This window comes from Anabaena sp. CCY 9910 (assembly GCF_963920875.1).
Lineage (GTDB): Bacteria > Cyanobacteriota > Cyanobacteriia > Cyanobacteriales > Nostocaceae > Trichormus > Trichormus variabilis.
In genome coordinates this window covers 141439-159027 of the sequence record NZ_CAWUDJ010000011.1, presented here as the reverse complement: position 1 = coordinate 159027, position 17589 = coordinate 141439, and the positions used below count along the sequence as shown (strand labels likewise).

The following is a 17589-nucleotide window of genomic DNA, read 5'->3' as shown; positions in this document are numbered from 1 at the left end:
TAGTGGACTGAGTTTAGATGATGATTTATCAGCATTAACTAGTGATTTAACAGATATCACTTTTACAGAAACAAATGATTCTTCCAGTTTAGAAACAGTTGCCGAAACTAGTGGACTGAGTTTAGATGATGATTTATCAGCATTAACTAGTGATTTAACAGATGTCACTTTTGTAGAAACAAATGATTCTTCCAGTTTAGAAACAGTTGCGGAAACTAGTGGACTAGATTTGGATGATGACTTATCAGCATTAACTAGTGATTTAACAGATGTCACTTTTGTAGAAACAAATGATTCTTCCAGTTTAGAAACAGTTGCGGAAACTAGTGGACTAGATTTGGATGATGACTTATCAGCATTAACTAGTGATTTAACAGATATCACTTTTGCAGAAACGAATTATTCTTCCAATTTAGAAACAGTTAGCGAAACCAACGAACTAGATTTAGATAATGATTCATCAGCATTAACGAGTGATTTAACAGATGTCACTTTTACAGAAACAAATGATTCTTTCTGTTTAGAAACAGTTGCGGAAACTAGTGGACTGGATTTGGATGATAATTTATCAGCATTAACGAGTGATTTAACAGATATCACTTTTACAGAAATAAATGATTCTTCCAGTTTAGAAATAGTTGCGGAAACTAACGAAATAGATTTGGATGATGACTTATCGGCTTTAACCTTAGATGAGTTAATCACAGAAAATCACGACTTCATAAGTATTGCGGTTGATGACAATACCTTATCTACCTCAGAATTTAGCGAATTGGGGTTATCTCTGACAAATGATGAAAATCCAGAAGACATTGCAGATTCATCAGGGCTTTTAATAGATATAAATCCAGCCACGGAAGATGTAGCCGGGGTTGAAGTAGAGAATGTGGTTTCTACTTCAATAGATATCCCAGAATCAGTCAAGTCAGATACTTATATTCAAGATGATTTTGCTGATTTAGAAGCATTGTTAGAAATAGAAGAACCTACATTCAGTGCTGATAACGATTCCATCGCAGGAGATGATTTTGCTGCTTTAGAAGCACTTCTGGGTGAAGACAATCCGGAAACAGCACTGGATGAGCCACCGGCTTTAGCTAAAATCATCAAAACTACTCCTACTGTTTCTGTAACACCAGCGCCATTAGCAGATGAATTTAGTGATCTGGAGAAACTTTTAGCAGAAGCAGACCAAACTATCTCCCATTCATCACCAGTCAAACCAACAGTAGGCAAAACTCCACGTACTTCTAATCGACGGACTGCGAGATTTGAAGAAACGATGAAAGTGCCGGTCAAGCAGTTGGATGAAATGAGCAATTTGGTCGGTGAGTTGGTAGTCAACCGCAACACCCTAGAGCAGGATCATGAACGACTGCGACAATCATTAGATAACTTGCTAGTTCAGGTGCAACAGCTCTCAGACGTGGGTGCAAGGATGCAGGAATTATATGAGCGATCGCTCTTAGAAGCTTCTTTATTAGCTAGTCGCAAAACTAGAGAGCCTGTCTACGAAGTACCAGACGCAAATAGCGATCGCGGTTTTAGCGAATTAGAAATGGATCGCTTTACTCCCTTCCACACACTGTCTCAGGAGATGATTGAATTGATTGTCAGGGTGCGGGAGTCAGCGAGTGACATTGATTTCGTCACTGAAGAAACCGAACGAGTAGCCAGACAATTCCGTCAAGTGACCACTCAACTGCAAGAAGGTCTGACACGCGCCCGCATGGTGCCATTTTCCCAGACAATTGACCGTTTGCGGCGAGGGGTGCGCGACAACGCCATCAAGTTTGGTAAACAGGTGGAATTAGTGATTGAAGGTGGCGATACCCTCATTGACAAGATGATTTTGGATCATCTCAATGACCCACTAACCCATATGCTCAACAATGCGATCGCTCATGGTATTGAAACCCCAGAAATTAGGGAAGCATCTGGCAAACCACCCGTGGGAACCATTACTATCCGCGCCTTTCACCAAGGGAACCAAACTGTAATTTCTGTAGGGGATGACGGTGCAGGAATTGATCCCGAACGCATCAAAGCCAAAGCGGTGAAGCTGGGGATTATGACACCAGAACAGGCTAGAACTATTTCTCGCCTGGAAATTTATGACCTACTATTCCAGTCTGGTTTTAGTACCAAAGATGAAGCCGATGAAATTGCTGGTCGTGGTGTGGGAATGGATGTGGTGCGTTCCGAAATTAGTGAAATTCGCGGGGCGGTAAATACAGATTCGACTGTTGGCAAGGGAACCACCTTCACCATTCGTCTACCATTAACCTTGAGTATTTGTAAGGCTCTGTGCTGTGTTTCTGATAAAGCACGGATTGCCTTTTCAATGGATGGTGTGGAAGATACCCTAGATATACCCAGCAAAAACGTCCAACATAACGCTGATGGACAATCTTTCATCTCTTGGCGCGATACGGTTTTACCTTTCCGACCATTGAAAGAACTGTTAACCTTCAATCGTCAACTCGGTCGCGGTAATGTCTACGGTGGTACTAGAGATGATGATATGATTTCCGTCGTCGTTGTGCGATCGGGTAATACTTTAATCGCTCTCCAGATTGACCAAGTATTAAGTGAGCAAGAAATTGTTATTAAACAATTTGAAGGCCCAGCACCTAAGCCAATAGGAGTAGCAGGGGCTACGGTCTTGGGTGATGGTCGCATTATGCCTATTGCTGACGTACTAGAAATTATTGACATCTTCCAAGGACGGATGTCTAAACACGCTGGTGGCGCACCTTGGCAACAAACACCACCAACGGCGATCGAAATCCCATCTGTGAAGATTGACCCGACTGTATTGATTGTAGATGACTCGATCACAGTCCGAGAGTTGTTGTCCCTCACCTTTAATAAAGCGGGTTATCGCGTTGAACAAGCTCGTGATGGTCAAGAGGCTTGGGATAAACTCCGTTCCGGTCTACCTTGCGATATCGTCTTCTGCGATATTGAAATGCCCCGTTGCGACGGACTAGAGTTACTCTCACGTATTCAGAAAGACTCCACCCTTAACCATTTACCCATTGCTATGCTCACCTCAAGAGGTGCAGATAAGCACAGACAGATGGCAATTCAACTCGGTGCTAGTGGATACTTTACTAAGCCTTACCTAGAAGAAGCTTTACTAGAAGCCGCAGTGCGGATGTTGAAAGGTGAGAAGTTAGTCAGTCAAATAAACGCTTAAGGTTGTTAAGAGAAGGGTGATAGGTAATAGGTAATAGTAAACGACAATTACCCATTACCTATTACGAACCCCGCAAATCTTGTTAAGGTGATACGCACCTAAATCAAATATTCATGCGTCAGGGCTGTCCATAGTCAAGAGTCCAGAGTCAAAGGCTAGCTTGGACTGTGGACTGTGGACTTTTGACAACCTGAGTGCGAAATATACAATTTAAATGCGTAACAGCTTACTGTATTAAACGGAAACGATGTTTCTCAATCTTCAAAATCTTTATTAATCCATTCACGTCCGGCTTGTTCAGCTGCTTGGGCTGTGAAATATATTTTGCGTTCTCCAAATACAGCACCACCCAAACTGAGAAACCGGAACTGCCAGCAATCAGTTTCTGTGTAGAAAACCAATAAAGTCAACCCCCTGATACCAACAAGTAGGTGAATTTGGACTTGGTTATCTGTCATTATTCAGCTGCTATGCCTCATTAGCAATTTAGTTATTAATTATGGCAAAGTACATGAGTGACGGCGACTGTATGAGGAATGATTGATATTTTACAGGTAAAACCAGGGTTTTTGCAGTTTGATAGTCTGAAAATGGAGGTAATCGCGCATTACAGATACTCAGGCTATATCTACACAGATTGGGTGAGTTCAAAAAACAACGCTTCAACGGCGATAGAGTGCAAACTTTAGCTCAATACTGCAAGATAAAACTATACAGCACTAAAATATTGCCACGTATTGAATCTAGCTTTTTGTGGTGTCAAAGTAGAGAAGCTTGCTTTTAGTCAGCTTATGAAAGATTTAGAACAAAGAAAAAGCTGGTATGCCGAAGTAGCAATTAACTACACTTCGCAACAAAGAAAAAATTGGTACAACGATGTTGCAGATGCTTATAACAGGACTAGGCCGCGCTATCCTCAACAACTAGTTAGCCGTGTTGTGGAGTTAGCCCAATTACCAGAAAACGCGGCGATTTTGGAAGTAGGGTGTGGCCCTGGGACTGCTACTACCGCTTTTGCTCAATTAGGCTTTTCTATGGTTTGTTTAGAGCCAAGTCAGAACAGTAGCCAGCTAGCACAACAAAACTGTTCTCCCTATCCAAATGTAGAGATTATCAACACCTCATTTGAAGAATGGCCGCTAGAGCCTGGGAAATTTGATGCTGTTTTAGCAGCAACTTCATTTCATTGGGTTTCCCCAGAAGTTGGCTATTCCAAAGCTGCTGATGCTTTAAAAGATCATTGCTCTTTGATTTTCTTGTGGAACATGACACCCCAGCCAGAGTATGAAGTTTACCAAAGACTGCATGAAGTTTATCAAGCTCAAGCTCCGACTTTGGAACGATATGAAGAGCAAGAAGCTCAAGAAAAACATTTAAGAAGATTTGGAAAAGCGGTTATTGATTCAGGTCGCTTCCAGGATTTAGTATCTGAGCAGCTACGTTGTGATGTGACTTATAGCATTGATGATTATTTGACGTTGTTAAGTACTTTGTCACCATATATAGCTTTGGATTCACAACAGAGAAATTCTTTATTTACTAGTTTGCGGAAAACTCTAGAAAAACACTGTGGTAGTAGTGTGGAAATCTCATATCTCTCAGCTTTTCACGTTGCTAAAAAAATATAAAAACTCTACCCATAAGGGGATAGAGTTTTGTCAGTGGTCAGTGGTGAGGCAGTGCGTTGGGCGGGTTCCCCGACTTGTAGCAACTGCCGAACCCGCAAGGGTCAGCAGTCAGTGGTAAAGATATGTAAAAACCACTCTATGTACGGGTTGGGGTATTAGACCAGATCCTTTCAACAACTGACACGCAAAGCGCAATAAATGGTCTGTGACCCGTTTTTTTATGAAAGTGTGCTTTATTTTGGACTGTAGAGACGCTGCATACAACGTCTCTACGTCATTTATTTGGTGCAACTTCATAGAGAATTGGTAAGCTGTTACGCATTTAAATATGGACAGCCCTGGCGCAAGAATATTTGATCTAGGTGCGTATTACCTTATGAGTATCTATTTTAGGTACTCGTAGTTTTATGGAGTCTTCACTTAATCTTTAATTTATTCCTAAGTGAATATATGTAATATATACTAAAGTGTTTATCAAAAACTCAATATTTTTAACAGTTAAACAATCAATGAATTTTCCGTAAAAAATAATATAGATTAACTTTATTGCCTGAAATTACTATTTTTTATAGAAAAAACACTACAAGCAACTAATGATTTAACTCTCTTCTAGATAGCTTTATATATCTAGATAAACAGATTTTTTATGAAAATTTTAGAAATATAATTGAGAACAAAATAATGATAAAAAATGATTGGAGGCGGGAAACTAAAAATATTAGGTTAGGTGTGATAGCAGTGATACCAACACTGTTGTTTTTGATGTTTTCCCACACTGTTAATGCTGAAGATCCAGGTGAATGTTTTATGATTACTACCTCTGGTAGAACTATTCCCTTGAGAAAGCTGTGTGGTAGTACAAAGACGGTTCAAAACAGTGCAGAGAGAGTTTTTCGGGTTCCGATTAAACGGCGATTGGGTAGAACTCCCGTGATTGATGTGACTTTCAATGATAAGAAAACCTTTGAAATGATTGTCGATACAGGTGCAAACAATACTTTAATACCTCTAAAGTTAGCGATCGCTCTCCAACTCCAGCCTACTGGGATCATGAAGGCTCAAATTGCTGATGGTACACAAGTGGAATTTTCTACTAGTAAGGTTAGATCGATCGCTGCTGGTGGAGCCATAGCTAAGAATATCCAAGTAGCGATCGCACCTAAAGCAGAGTTCGGTCTACTAGGTCATGATTTCTTTGGCAACTACGATATCAAGATTTTAGAAACAGAGGTAGAGTTTCATCCTCGGTAATTGTTAGAGACACGATTAATCGCTCGGTAATTGTTAGAGAGACGCGATTAATCGCGTCTGTACAATTAATTGTGAAAAATAGCGGAGTCAGCTTACCTCTTCATAGTTAAGTTTTGCTTATTGCTGACTTCTAGCGGTAAGAAAATAGTCAATACTTCGCCGTAGTGTGGACGTTGGCGGACGATTAATTTACCCCCGATCGCTTGAAATAGGTGCTTGGTAGCAGCGATATTTAAACTAATTGTGCCTGTTTCTGGTTGGAACATGAGTAATTGTCCCAAGGCTTTACGGATGGGTGGTGTAACTGGTGCGCTGGCTTTATTGCTATCTTTGCAGTGAGTGTGAGGAGACAATTGTAACTTGAGTTGATCTCCCGCCGGAATCACTTGTACTTGAATATGGCTCCCAGCTGGTAAACTGCGGGTAAAATTCTCCATCAACCCAGTGAGTACACGATCCAGCATATTAGGATTGCTCACCACAGTTGGTAATTGTTGGGGTAAAACCACATCTAGAGTCAAGTTTCGCCGTTCGGCTGCTTGTTGCCAACGAGGGATACTTTGTTGCAACACTTGATCCAAAGACATCGCGGTTAAATGAGTATTCGCGGATTTCCCAGAAGTCGATGTTTCTAGTTCTGCGGCTTTAAATAGCAACTCCATGCGATCAATTTGCTCAGTACACTCATGATCGATAATTTCTAGACGATTAATGACATTGGCAGGTAAATCACGCCGCTTCAGCAGCAGGCGAGTCATAGTACGAATAGTAGTTAACGGTGTACGGACTTCGTGAGCAAAAGCTTGCAATAATTCTACATCGGGTTTGATTGATGGAGGATTAGGTATGGGACATTGGACATTAGGTATGGGACATTGAGGATAGGGAATTTCTTCTATTCTGTTACCTTGTTCCTCTCCTCCTCTGGTTCTTCCTAATCCCCAATCTCTAGTTTCTTCCTCTGGTAATTCTTGGAGTAAAAATTGGCTAAACTGAAGTACTGTACGGTAATCAGGGGCGATCGCTGGATACTGTTGTACTAAACTATCCAATTCTGTGAACAAGTCAGGATTAGTCAGCATTACCCGCGCGCCTAGCGATCGCCAAGCCTGCTGGACTATTTCTGGCTCAAAGGAAAACGAGAAAGCTTTTTTACCGTTTTTATGTGTGGCGAGAACTAAAACTAATCTAAATTTATCTGTAAATATTAAACAAAATTGCTCAGATGCCAAAGGATCGGCAGGTAGTAAAGGTAATACAGGCTCACAAAGGGTAGTTTCTGACTCTGTAGAGGCGATCGTACTTGGCATTTGAAATGGCATCAATGCCAAAGGGTTAAATGGCCTGGCTGTAAAAGTAATCGTCTGTAAGTTTTGAGTGAGGATAGGTTGACTAAATAGGGGTGCAGGTGCAGCTAGAACTAATCCTTGAAGCGCCTCAGGTACGACAGCAACTAAACTGTTAATGAGCAAATGTTCTGTCGCGGCTAGACTCATCCGCCATTGTTGCTCTGCTTTGGTTGGTGAGCATTCAGCCACAGTTCCCTGACCTTCGGCTAAAACTTCACTCAGACTTGGCAATATCCATTCGTACACAGAACTTCACCCCTTCTTTCAAGAGCGACTAGCAGCTCGGAAAATTCAAAATTTCTCTACTACTTATGAGCGTATAGTTATTTATGCCCTAGTAACAGTCGTATAACCGAACAAGATAGGCGCAATTTCCCCTGTGATGGTTTTTAATGTCTACCATCTTAAGTATGAAGTTTTCGTGAATTGCTGGGGCAGAATAAATGAAGAATCTGTGATGGCACCTTATTGAGATCATCTCTGCTATGCAGATGAAAGCGAATAAATAGGTAACAGAGAATTAAAAGTTACTTTTAGAGACTATTTATAAAGTAAATCTTAAGTAGGGTGTGTTATGGCCATGAAAGAATTTGGGACGGAAAGACAAGAAAATTTAGCCGTAACGCACCGCCTCACGGATGGTGCGTTAGGCGCGAGGATATTTATTTTGTGACCAATCATCTGGGAAATCAGCGCCTAACACACCCTACAGTAATTTTATTTTTTCTTTATTAATAACCTCTTAGAAGATGTTGATATAGCGGCAAAAAATACAGTTTTTTACTTTATTCTTCAGAGAAATATTTTTTACATAAGTATCAATGAAGTTAAAAATAAAACGCTATTAATACTTTTCATTGCAGATTATACCCAAAATTTATATGAAATTTGGCATATAAGCACTTCACTTTTAATAAAATCTGATAACATCTAAAAACTTTTGTATGTCAAGTATTGTTAAATGCTGGTCTTGACTAAAACTAACTGAAAACTTTTAAGAAAAAGTTTACGGATTTGAGTCCCAATGAGTGATCTAAGTTGTTAGCCTTATCTATCTTTTGCCTGCATCAACCATCTTGTACTGACAAGTTGAATTTTTATTTAGCATTTGCTCCTCCACACGACACACAGGTAAATTGATCGCTTCAAGTATTCCATTTGGAGACAAAAATGAAAAAAGTGTTTTCCCTATTAGTGACCGGCTTTCTATTAGTTGGTAATTTTGGCTGCCAAGAAGCTCCCACCAACACCAGTGGAGCTAATCAAGTACCTGCAAAACAGGCATCTGAAATGACGAAAACCACAGGTAAAACTATCAAATCTACTGTCAAAGAAACCCCAATTCCCGTAGTTAATAGCAATACCAAAGATAAAACGGTAACAAATAAAAACGTAGATACAAAAACTGAAGGAGATATAAAAGCCTTAGTTACCAATAAATTACAGGCAGGTATCCCAGGTAATAAGCTTGTAGTAGAAAACAAACAAGGTGAAATTACCATCAAAGGTATAGCAAGTTCTCAGCAAGAACTAGAAAAAGCCGAAAAGTTAGTCAAAGAAGTGAAAGGCGTGAAGACTGTAAAAGTAGAAGCTAAAGTTGAGCCTAGCAACAGGTCTTAGGTAATTAGAGAACGCCAAAAAATAAAACCAATTAGCAATTAAACTAATACCAATTCTCTATGAAGTTGCGCCCAATAAATGAGGTAGAGACGTTGCATGCAACGTCTCTACCGTACAGAATGAAGTGCATCTATGGCTACGCCAGGCAAGCTACATCAAGAAACGGTATAAGTAGGGTGCGTCAGTAGAAATAATTTCTTGGTACAGCTAAGTTTTCTCACGCTGACGCACCCTACCTTGGGATATTTTGTTATTAAAAAACAGGACTACTGATAAAGTCCTGTTGGTGATTGTTGAAGATGGATCACAAAGCCTGAGTCGAATGCTGACGCTGCGCGCAACATTTTTGTTCAAGTGTGAAATATGACAGTTACTAAGGGCAGCAGCGCCAAAATAAAACCGTGCCAAGACAGGAATTGGGCTTCTGGGGTATGATTTGGTGGTGATAACAGGGCTTCTATTCTTTGTTCCAAGCGATCGCCTACACTATCACCCAAAGCTGCACAGCAAATTTCTGATTGTGAAAATGCAGAACCATTACTAACCACTAATAAAAGTGATTCTGCTAGTACCAGGGGATCAACTTGGGATGCGGCGTAACTATCTGCACGGAGTTCGCGCAAAACTAAAAGTTCTTGCCACAAAGCATCTGTATTGGGTAGCCAAGCAGTGCAAGAACGCACCCAACCCAGCCAGAAAAACCAAAAGGTGTCCCGATAATAAAAATGTCCTTGTTCGTGGGCGAGAACGCTTTCTACGTGGTTGGGAGAAAGTGTTTGCAGTAATCCTTGACTAACTACTAGTTCTGGTTGCCAGAAACCAATTTGTCCAGCAAATAGAGCTTCTGTGTTGAGTAGTCTGACTTGTTTACCTTCAAGATGAACTAAAGGGCAATGACGGGCGGATTGTAGCGATCGCCAGCCTTGAATAGCTCGTGTGACACACAAACCAGAAAAAATTGCCAGAAAGGTTAAAGCTAGCGCGTAGCTGAACCAACCTGTGTACAGGCCTCCCATTTTGCCTTGCGGCCCCATAAATAAGAGAGCGATCGCTGTCATCAAAATTAACAATGGTGGAAACAGAAAGAAAAGCAAAGTTCTTTGCCACCGCGTATCCCAATTGTCTTGGGGGTTAGTCCAATAACTTCTGAAAATCCACGAAACCACCACAGCTGTCAAAATCATCAGCAAGTGCATCATTGTTCCTCCCTGGCTTGGCGCGCAGCTTGAATACGTTTGGCGATCGCTTCTATTTGTTCGCTAGCTGCTTCATCAAGGCTATCAGCAAAAGCTGCCACTACATCAGGGTTGCCCACTGCTAGAAAGCTATGTAATTGATCGTGGGCTTTAATTACCTGGGCTTGTTGTTTTGATAGTAATGGCCGCCAATAAAACGCCCGCCCTTTTTTATCACAAGCTAACCAACCTTTGTCTGTGAGGCGACGTAAAACTGTAGTTACGGAAGTGTAAGCTAATTCGCGGTTAGGATCAGCCAAAATGCGATCGTGGACATCTTTGACGGTAACTGAACCTACTTCCCAGACAATATTTAAAATTTCTGCTTCCAAAGGGCCTACAGACATTTGTTTAGGACGATAGTCGGGTAAAGGAGCCATATTAGTTGTGCATTGGATTATAGAGTTTGGATATTGGATTAGATGCGGAGATTTCCCTTTGGGGATAAGGGGTTATGGGGAATGCTGAATCAGAATTTCTTCTGCCTGCTACCCCTGGTCTTTTTTCAGGTTACCGTTGTTTGAGAGCGATCGCACAATAGCAAATACTCTTGCCTAACTATAAAAAATAAGCTCAATTCAGCTGTCATGATGGGTAATGGCACCCATTAGAATGTAATCTCGACAGTAGTATTTAGAGCAGGTGTATCCCCCGCGTGAAGCTATTTGTATACCATACTCCGGAATTAACCCCCAAAGACCAGGTTCCCGACTGCGCGATCGCGGTCGATGTCTTACGAGCCACCAGCACAATTGCCACCGTCCTTTCTGCTGGTGGCGAAGCTGTGCAAGTCTTCAGCGATTTGGATGAACTCATTGCAGTTAGTGAAACATGGCCTCCACAAAAACGGCTACGAGCCGGAGAGCGTGGTGGTGGGAAAGTCGCTGGTTTTGAACTGGGCAACTCTCCCCTTGACTGCACACCAGAACTGGTGGAGGGACGACGCTTGTTCATTAGTACTACTAATGGTACTCGTGCTTTAAAAAGAGTACAAGACTCTGCCACTGTCCTCACAGCAGCCTTTATTAACCGGGCAGCAGTAGTACAGTATCTTCTAGAAAAACAACCAGAGACAGTCTGGATTGTCGGCTCAGGCTGGGAAGGTAGTTATTCTTTAGAAGATACCGCTTGTGCTGGGGCGATCGCTCATAGTGTTGTGGAAAAATCCCAGCTACCCCCTGAGAAATTAGCGGGTAATGATGAAGTCATTAGTGCGATCGCTCTTTATTCACAATGGCAAGACAATTTGTTAGGGCTACTCCATCATGCTAGTCATGGTCAACGTTTGTTACGCCTTGAATGTCATGAAGACCTAAAATATTGTTCCCAAACCGATGTTTTAACTGTCTTGCCTATCCAGCAAGAAGCAGGTGTATTTAAAACTAAAAACTAAATATGCAAAATCCGTAACTAAAGAAATTTTTTGTTTTTTTAGATTTAGCATTTTTTAGGATTGTCACAGAATCAACCAAACAACTAAGGTTTGAGTCAGGGGTGTAAGTTTGAATACTTATACCCCTGACAATTTTTTATGGCGTTGTGCATAGCAGTTGTTTGAAATCTGCTTTAAAGTTCATTAATTTAAGTTTATTTTGTAAATTTTGGCAAAGTCATTATTTATTAACAATTTTGGGTAATTGTATCAAAAGCTCCATTCGGTCATACCAAAAAACAAATAACTACTATTTGTATTTTGAATTACATTGTGACTTTCTTAACAATACCTAAAATTAATGTTAAAAACTACTCACTAAAATATTAAGTCTGTTAACCTTTCAGGGAAGCCAGTAACAGAATTTCTTTAGCCTTATTTTAGATGGGTACAAATGTATGAAATTGGCTAATTAGGACTAAAGTCCTTGTTAGCTACTGGAAAAATTCATCACAAGTAAGATGACTCCCACACAGTAGATCACTAAACTGGCATACTAACGAATCCGGCAAAATAATTGTGTAATTGGAGATTGATATGACTTTAGCAAGTCCTCCACAGATAAAGCCTTTAACAGACGAAGAACTGTATAAAATCAACGCCTACTGGCGTGCAGCTAACTATTTGTCAGTGGGACAAATTTATTTACTTGATAATCCCTTACTTAGAGAACCACTCAACAAAGAACACGTTAAACCCCGTCTCTTAGGACACTGGGGAACTACGCCGGGACTGAACTTTATTTACGTCCATCTCAATCGGATTATCAAAAAATACGACCAGAGTATGATTTACATCGCCGGGCCTGGTCACGGTGGGCCTGGACTGGTAGCGAATACTTATCTAGAAGGGACATACAGCGAGTATTACCCCAATATCTCCCAAGATGCTGGCGGGATGCAGAAACTGTTCAAACAGTTCTCCTTTCCTGGTGGGATTCCCAGCCACGTAGCGCCGGAAACTCCTGGTTCAATCCATGAGGGTGGTGAACTTGGTTATGCTTTGGTTCATGCCTTTGGTGCGGCTTTTGATAATCCCGATTTAATTGTGGCGGCTGTTGTTGGTGATGGGGAAGCGGAAACAGGTGCACTGGCTACTAGTTGGCATTCCAACAAGTTTCTCAATCCGGCTAGTGATGGTGCAGTATTGCCAATACTCCACCTAAATGGGTATAAAATTGCTAACCCCACAGTATTAGCACGGTTAAGCTACGAAGAGTTAGAAAGCTTATTTGTGGGCTATGGATACAAACCTTACTTTGTCGAAGGTTCCGATCCTGCCGTTGTGCATCAACAAATGGCAGCCACTTTAGATACAGTGATTGCGGAAATTCACAGTATCCAAAGAGAAGCCCGTGTACATGGATTTAGCAAGCGTCCCCAGTGGCCGATGATTATCCTCAGAACTCCCAAAGGATGGACAGGGCCGAAAGAAGTAGATGGCAAGAAAACCGAAGATTATTGGCGATCGCACCAAGTACCCTTTGGCAATGTCACAGGTAATCCAGAACACCTGAAATTACTGGAAGAATGGCTCAAGAGTTACAAACCAGAAGAACTCTTTGATGCTAACGGCAGACTTGTACCAGAATTAGCAGAATTGGCACCAAAAGGCGATCGGCGGATGGGCGACAATCCCCACGCCAACGGCGGTATCCTGTTGCGTGATTTGGTAATGCCCAATTTTCAAGACTACGCCGTCGAAGTTCCCCAACCAGGTAGAGTCACTGCGGAAGCCACCCAAGTCACAGGTAAATTTCTGCGGGATGTGATGAAACTCAACCTAGACAGCCGAAACTTCCGTGTCTTCGGCCCCGATGAAACCGCATCAAATCGCATCAACGCCGTCTTAGATGTCACCGATAGAACTTGGGTTGCTCAAAAACTACCCGAAGATGACCATCTTGATCCCAGTGGTCGGGTGATGGAGATTCTGAGTGAAACCTGCTGTCAAGGATGGTTAGAAGGATATCTGCTAACAGGCCGTCACGGCTTCTTCTCCTGTTACGAAGCTTTTATCCACATTATTGACTCCATGTTCAACCAGCACGCCAAATGGTTGAAAACCACTCGCCACATCTCATGGCGCAGACCAGTTGCTTCCCTCAACTACTTGTTAACCTCCCACGTTTGGCGACAAGACCACAACGGTTTTTCTCACCAAGACCCCGGATTTATTGATCATGTAGTTAACAAAAAATCGGAGATCATTCGGGTATATCTCCCCCCCGATGCCAACACCTTATTATCAGTGACAGATCACTGTTTAAGAAGCCGTAACTATGTCAACGTCATCGTTGCAGGTAAACAACCAGCATTACAATTTCTAGACATGGATGCAGCAATTAAACACTGCACCAAAGGCATTGGTATTTGGGAATGGGCTAGCAACGACCAAGGTAGTGAACCGGATGTAGTCATGGCTTGCGCCGGAGATGTTCCCACCCTAGAAACTTTGGCAGCTGTAGACATTTTGCGCCAACACTTCCCCGATTTGAAAGTACGGGTAGTCAACGTTGTCGATTTAATGACACTACAGCCCAAAACAGAACATCCTCATGGTCTAAATCCCAAAGACTTTGAGACTATTTTCACTACCGACAAACCCATCATTTTTGCCTTCCACGGCTACCCTTGGCTAATCCATCGTCTAACTTATCGCCAACCCAACCACAACAACCTCCATGTGCGCGGTTACAAGGAAGAAGGAACAACCACGACTCCCTTTGATATGGTTGTGCTGAACGACCTTGATCGCTTCCATCTAGTCATGGACGTAATCGATCGCGTACCCAAACTGGGCTACAAAGCAGCTTACGTCAAGCAACGACTACAAGACAAGCTCATCGAACACAAACACTACATTTCCAAATACGGTGAAGATATGCCAGAAATTAACGACTGGCAATGGCCGTATTAGGGACTAGGGATGATCTCAGATCCCCGACTTCTTGAAGAAGTCGGGGATCTCGCAACGACTCTTCAAACCTTAAAAGATGCCAAGTAATTGGGCTTAAAGCGTCTGGGGCTGTCACGATCAGCTAAGTCAGACAAAAATTCACCTGGCTGTTTGCAGTGTTGAAGCTAGGGTAAACGCCCAAATTGATTTGACAAAAATGTAGGAGGTTAGTTTTGGCGAAATTAAAAGTTGGCATCAATGGATTCGGTCGTATCGGGCGACTTGTGCTTCGTGCTGGCATTAACAACCCCAACATTGAGTTTGTCGGGATTAACGACCTCGTACCACCCGATAACCTGGCTTACTTATTAAAGTACGACTCTACCCACGGTAAGTTAAGAAGCCAGGTTGAAGCCAAAGATGATGGTATTGTGATCGATAGTCACTTTATTCCCTGTGTATCCGTCAGGAACCCAGCAGAATTACCTTGGGGAAAATTAGGTGCTGATTACGTCGTTGAATCGACTGGATTGTTTACTGATTCTGAAGGCGCATCCAAGCATCTACAAGCAGGAGCAAAGCGCGTCATCATTTCTGCTCCTACAAAAGACCCAGATAGAGTGCGGACGCTGTTGGTAGGGGTGAACCACGATTTATTTGACCCCAGCAAAGATGTAATTGTCTCCAATGCTAGCTGTACCACTAACTGCCTAGCACCCATCGCTAAGGTGATTAATGACAACTTTGGTTTAACCGAAGGGTTAATGACCACAGTTCATGCCATGACTGCTACTCAACCCACGGTAGATGGCCCCAGCAAAAAAGACTGGCGCGGTGGTAGAGGTGCAGCCCAAAATATTATTCCCTCTTCCACAGGCGCAGCCAAAGCCGTAGCTCTAGTTTTACCAGAGTTGAAAGGTAAGTTAACTGGTATGGCTTTCCGCGTTCCTACCCCAGACGTTTCCGTTGTAGATTTAACCTTCAAAACTGCCAAAGCCACCAGCTACAAAGAAATTTGTGCAGCGATGAAGCAAGCATCTGAAGGTTCACTAGCAGGTATTCTTGGTTACACCGATGAAGAAGTAGTTTCCACAGATTTTCAGGGTGACACTCATTCCAGCATCTTCGACGCAGGCGCGGGAATTGAATTAAACTCCAACTTCTTTAAGGTAGTCGCTTGGTATGACAACGAGTGGGGCTACTCCAACCGTGTAGTTGACTTGATGTTGTCAATGATACAAAAAGAACAACTGGCTGCTGTTTAATCAGGGTATTAGGTATTGGGTATTGGGTATTAGGTAGAACACTTACCTAAATTTATTCCCAATCCCCAGTCCCCATTACCCCTTATCCCCAGAGGGGGCCCCACCTTCCCCAGTCCCCAGTCCCCAATCCCCAATATCTATGCGTCGAACTAAAATCATCTGTACTGTAGGCCCGGCTACATCTGCACCAGAACGTTTAGAAGCGTTGGTAGAAGCTGGGATGAATGTAGCACGGCTGAATTTTTCTCATGGGGCTTATGATTTTCATGCCCAAACTGCTCAATATTTGCGGCAAATCAGTGCTGATAGACAAAAGCCTGTTGCTATTATGCAAGACTTATGCGGGCCGAAGATTCGTTTGGGAACTTTACCGCCAGAAGGGTTAACGGTAGAAGCTGGTCAGGAAGTCACTTTTGTCTTGCAAGAAAAGGGTAATAGTCTCGATGAATTACCTTTACCATTGCCGACTTTGTTTGCAATGGTACGACCTGGCGAACCCATTTTAATTAATGATGGTCGTGTGAAGTTGATTGTGACCGATCGCGATGCCGATCACATTCGAGCTATTGCCAAAATCGGGGGTCTTCTTTCCACGCGTAAGGGTGTTAACCTCCCAGCCACTCGTTTACCTGTCAGTTCCATCACCGAAAAGGACTTGCAGGATTTACGTTTTGGTATTGAGTTGGGTGTGGATTGGGTAGCGGTGTCCTTTGTGCGATCGCCTTATGACCTCGAACCAGCCCAACGGATGATTGAAGCGGCTGGGAAAACCATTCGAGTGATTGCCAAAATCGAACGTCCAGAGGCAGTTGAGCAAATTGATTCTATCATCGACGTGGCTGATGCCATTATGATTGCTCGTGGTGATTTGGGTGTAGAAATGCCTATCCACGAAGTACCCCTGATTCAAAAGGACATCATTCGCCGTTGCAACCAAGCTGGTAAGCCTGTGATTACGGCAACGCAAATGCTAGAGTCCATGATTAGCGCTCCTGATCCCACCCGTGCAGAAGCTACCGACGTTGCTAACTCTATTCTCGATGGTACGGATGCGGTCATGCTATCTGGGGAAACGGCTGTGGGACAATATCCCGTCGCCGCCGTCCAGACTATGCACGATATCGCTACGACTACAGAAAAGTCTTTGCAAGAGGGTAGTAAAAATTGTTTATCCCATGAAGCAGGTGGTCTGAGTGTCACCGAATCTGTAGCTGAAGCTGTCTGTCGTATCGCCTACGAAACAGGTGCAAAAGCGATTCTTTGCAACACCACATCTGGGAGTACAGCAAAACTCGTGTCGAAATATCGTCCGACTACACCAATTTTTGCTTTGACTCCCGACGAAACCGCCTACCATCAATTAGCACTTTCCTGGGGTGTGGAACCTTTATTAACTCCACCAGTCCACAATGCGGAAGAAATGTTTATGAATCTCATAAACACCGCAGTGAGAACGGGTTTGGTGCATGAAGGTGACAAGGTAGTTATTACTTCTGGAGTGCCAATTGGTAAATCAGGCACAACTAGTTTAATTAAAGTGCATTCTATTGGACAACCAATCACCGCCTAATATTCCTAGAATAAGTCTGAGGCTTTTGCCTCTTAGCCAAATTGGGCAATGGTTAAGAAAAATGGCCAAAATCAGAATTGTAAGGAATCAAAGAGGGTGTGAAGAAGAGGGGATAGGGTAAATCCTAAACAAAATGGAC

Annotated in this window: 12 protein-coding genes; 8 read left to right on the top strand and 4 right to left on the bottom strand. The window is 42.5% G+C overall.

Translation table 11 applies throughout. The features are described 5' to 3' along the window. Positions 1 to 3202, top strand: a 3202-nt coding sequence (locus ACM5QX_RS11480) for a response regulator (RefSeq protein ID WP_414753612.1), incomplete at its 5' end; no start/stop codon positions are given. A gap of 254 nt (positions 3203 to 3456) precedes the next feature. Here the strand turns inward: ACM5QX_RS11480 and ACM5QX_RS11475 are convergent. Then, positions 3457 to 3660, bottom strand: a complete 204-nt coding sequence (locus ACM5QX_RS11475; protein WP_010995097.1) for a hypothetical protein — start codon at positions 3658 to 3660, stop codon at positions 3457 to 3459. 333 nt (positions 3661 to 3993) lie between these two features. On the opposite strand from ACM5QX_RS11475, the gene ACM5QX_RS11470 reads away from it, so the two are divergent. Further along, positions 3994 to 4830 carry a class I SAM-dependent methyltransferase gene (locus ACM5QX_RS11470; protein WP_414753610.1) on the top strand — a complete coding sequence of 279 codons (837 nt, stop codon included), beginning with the start codon at positions 3994 to 3996 and terminating at the stop codon, positions 4828 to 4830. Positions 4831 to 5511: 681 nt separating this feature from the next. Further along, positions 5512 to 6081 (top strand): TIGR02281 family clan AA aspartic protease, encoded by a 570-nt coding sequence (locus ACM5QX_RS11465; protein ID WP_011317380.1) that lies wholly within the window; start codon positions 5512 to 5514, stop codon positions 6079 to 6081. Positions 6082 to 6173: 92 nt separating this feature from the next. Here ACM5QX_RS11465 and ACM5QX_RS11460 read toward each other — a convergent pair whose 3' ends face one another. Further along, complete coding sequence (locus ACM5QX_RS11460; protein WP_414753609.1) at positions 6174 to 7676, bottom strand: sensor histidine kinase; 1503 nt, start codon at positions 7674 to 7676, stop codon at positions 6174 to 6176. Positions 7677 to 8600: 924 nt separating this feature from the next. Between ACM5QX_RS11460 and ACM5QX_RS11455 the strand changes: the two genes are divergently transcribed. Further along, positions 8601 to 9050 carry a BON domain-containing protein gene (locus ACM5QX_RS11455; protein WP_011317378.1) on the top strand — a complete coding sequence of 150 codons (450 nt, stop codon included), beginning with the start codon at positions 8601 to 8603 and terminating at the stop codon, positions 9048 to 9050. Positions 9051 to 9400: 350 nt separating this feature from the next. On the opposite strand, the gene ACM5QX_RS11450 is transcribed toward ACM5QX_RS11455, so the two are convergent. Both ACM5QX_RS11450 and ACM5QX_RS11445 read right to left on the bottom strand, forming a co-directional pair. After that, positions 9401 to 10246 carry a M56 family metallopeptidase gene (locus ACM5QX_RS11450; protein ID WP_414753617.1) on the bottom strand — a complete coding sequence of 282 codons (846 nt, stop codon included), beginning with the start codon at positions 10244 to 10246 and terminating at the stop codon, positions 9401 to 9403. Further along, positions 10246 to 10665 carry a BlaI/MecI/CopY family transcriptional regulator gene (locus ACM5QX_RS11445; RefSeq protein ID WP_414753608.1) on the bottom strand — a complete coding sequence of 140 codons (420 nt, stop codon included), beginning with the start codon at positions 10663 to 10665 and terminating at the stop codon, positions 10246 to 10248. Before ACM5QX_RS11445 ends, ACM5QX_RS11450 begins: the two co-directional genes overlap by 1 nt. Positions 10666 to 10940: 275 nt before the next feature. Here ACM5QX_RS11445 and ACM5QX_RS11440 point away from each other — a divergent pair, with 275 nt between their 5' ends. The 4 genes from ACM5QX_RS11440 to pyk all read left to right on the top strand — a co-directional run bounded on the left by ACM5QX_RS11440 (position 10941) and on the right by pyk (position 17450). Next, complete coding sequence (locus ACM5QX_RS11440) at positions 10941 to 11678, top strand: 2-phosphosulfolactate phosphatase family protein (protein WP_011317376.1); 738 nt, start codon at positions 10941 to 10943, stop codon at positions 11676 to 11678. Positions 11679 to 12254: 576 nt separating this feature from the next. Next, positions 12255 to 14636, top strand: coding sequence for a phosphoketolase (locus ACM5QX_RS11435; protein ID WP_414753607.1), 2382 nt, complete (start codon positions 12255 to 12257; stop codon positions 14634 to 14636). 212 nt (positions 14637 to 14848) lie between these two features. Then, positions 14849 to 15880 carry a type I glyceraldehyde-3-phosphate dehydrogenase gene (gene gap, locus ACM5QX_RS11430; RefSeq protein WP_414753605.1) on the top strand — a complete coding sequence of 344 codons (1032 nt, stop codon included), beginning with the start codon at positions 14849 to 14851 and terminating at the stop codon, positions 15878 to 15880. 139 nt (positions 15881 to 16019) lie between these two features. Then, a complete protein-coding gene (pyk, locus tag ACM5QX_RS11425; RefSeq protein WP_414753604.1) occupies positions 16020 to 17450 on the top strand; it encodes a pyruvate kinase in 1431 nt (476 codons plus the stop codon). The last annotated feature ends 139 nt before the right edge of the window (positions 17451 to 17589 follow it).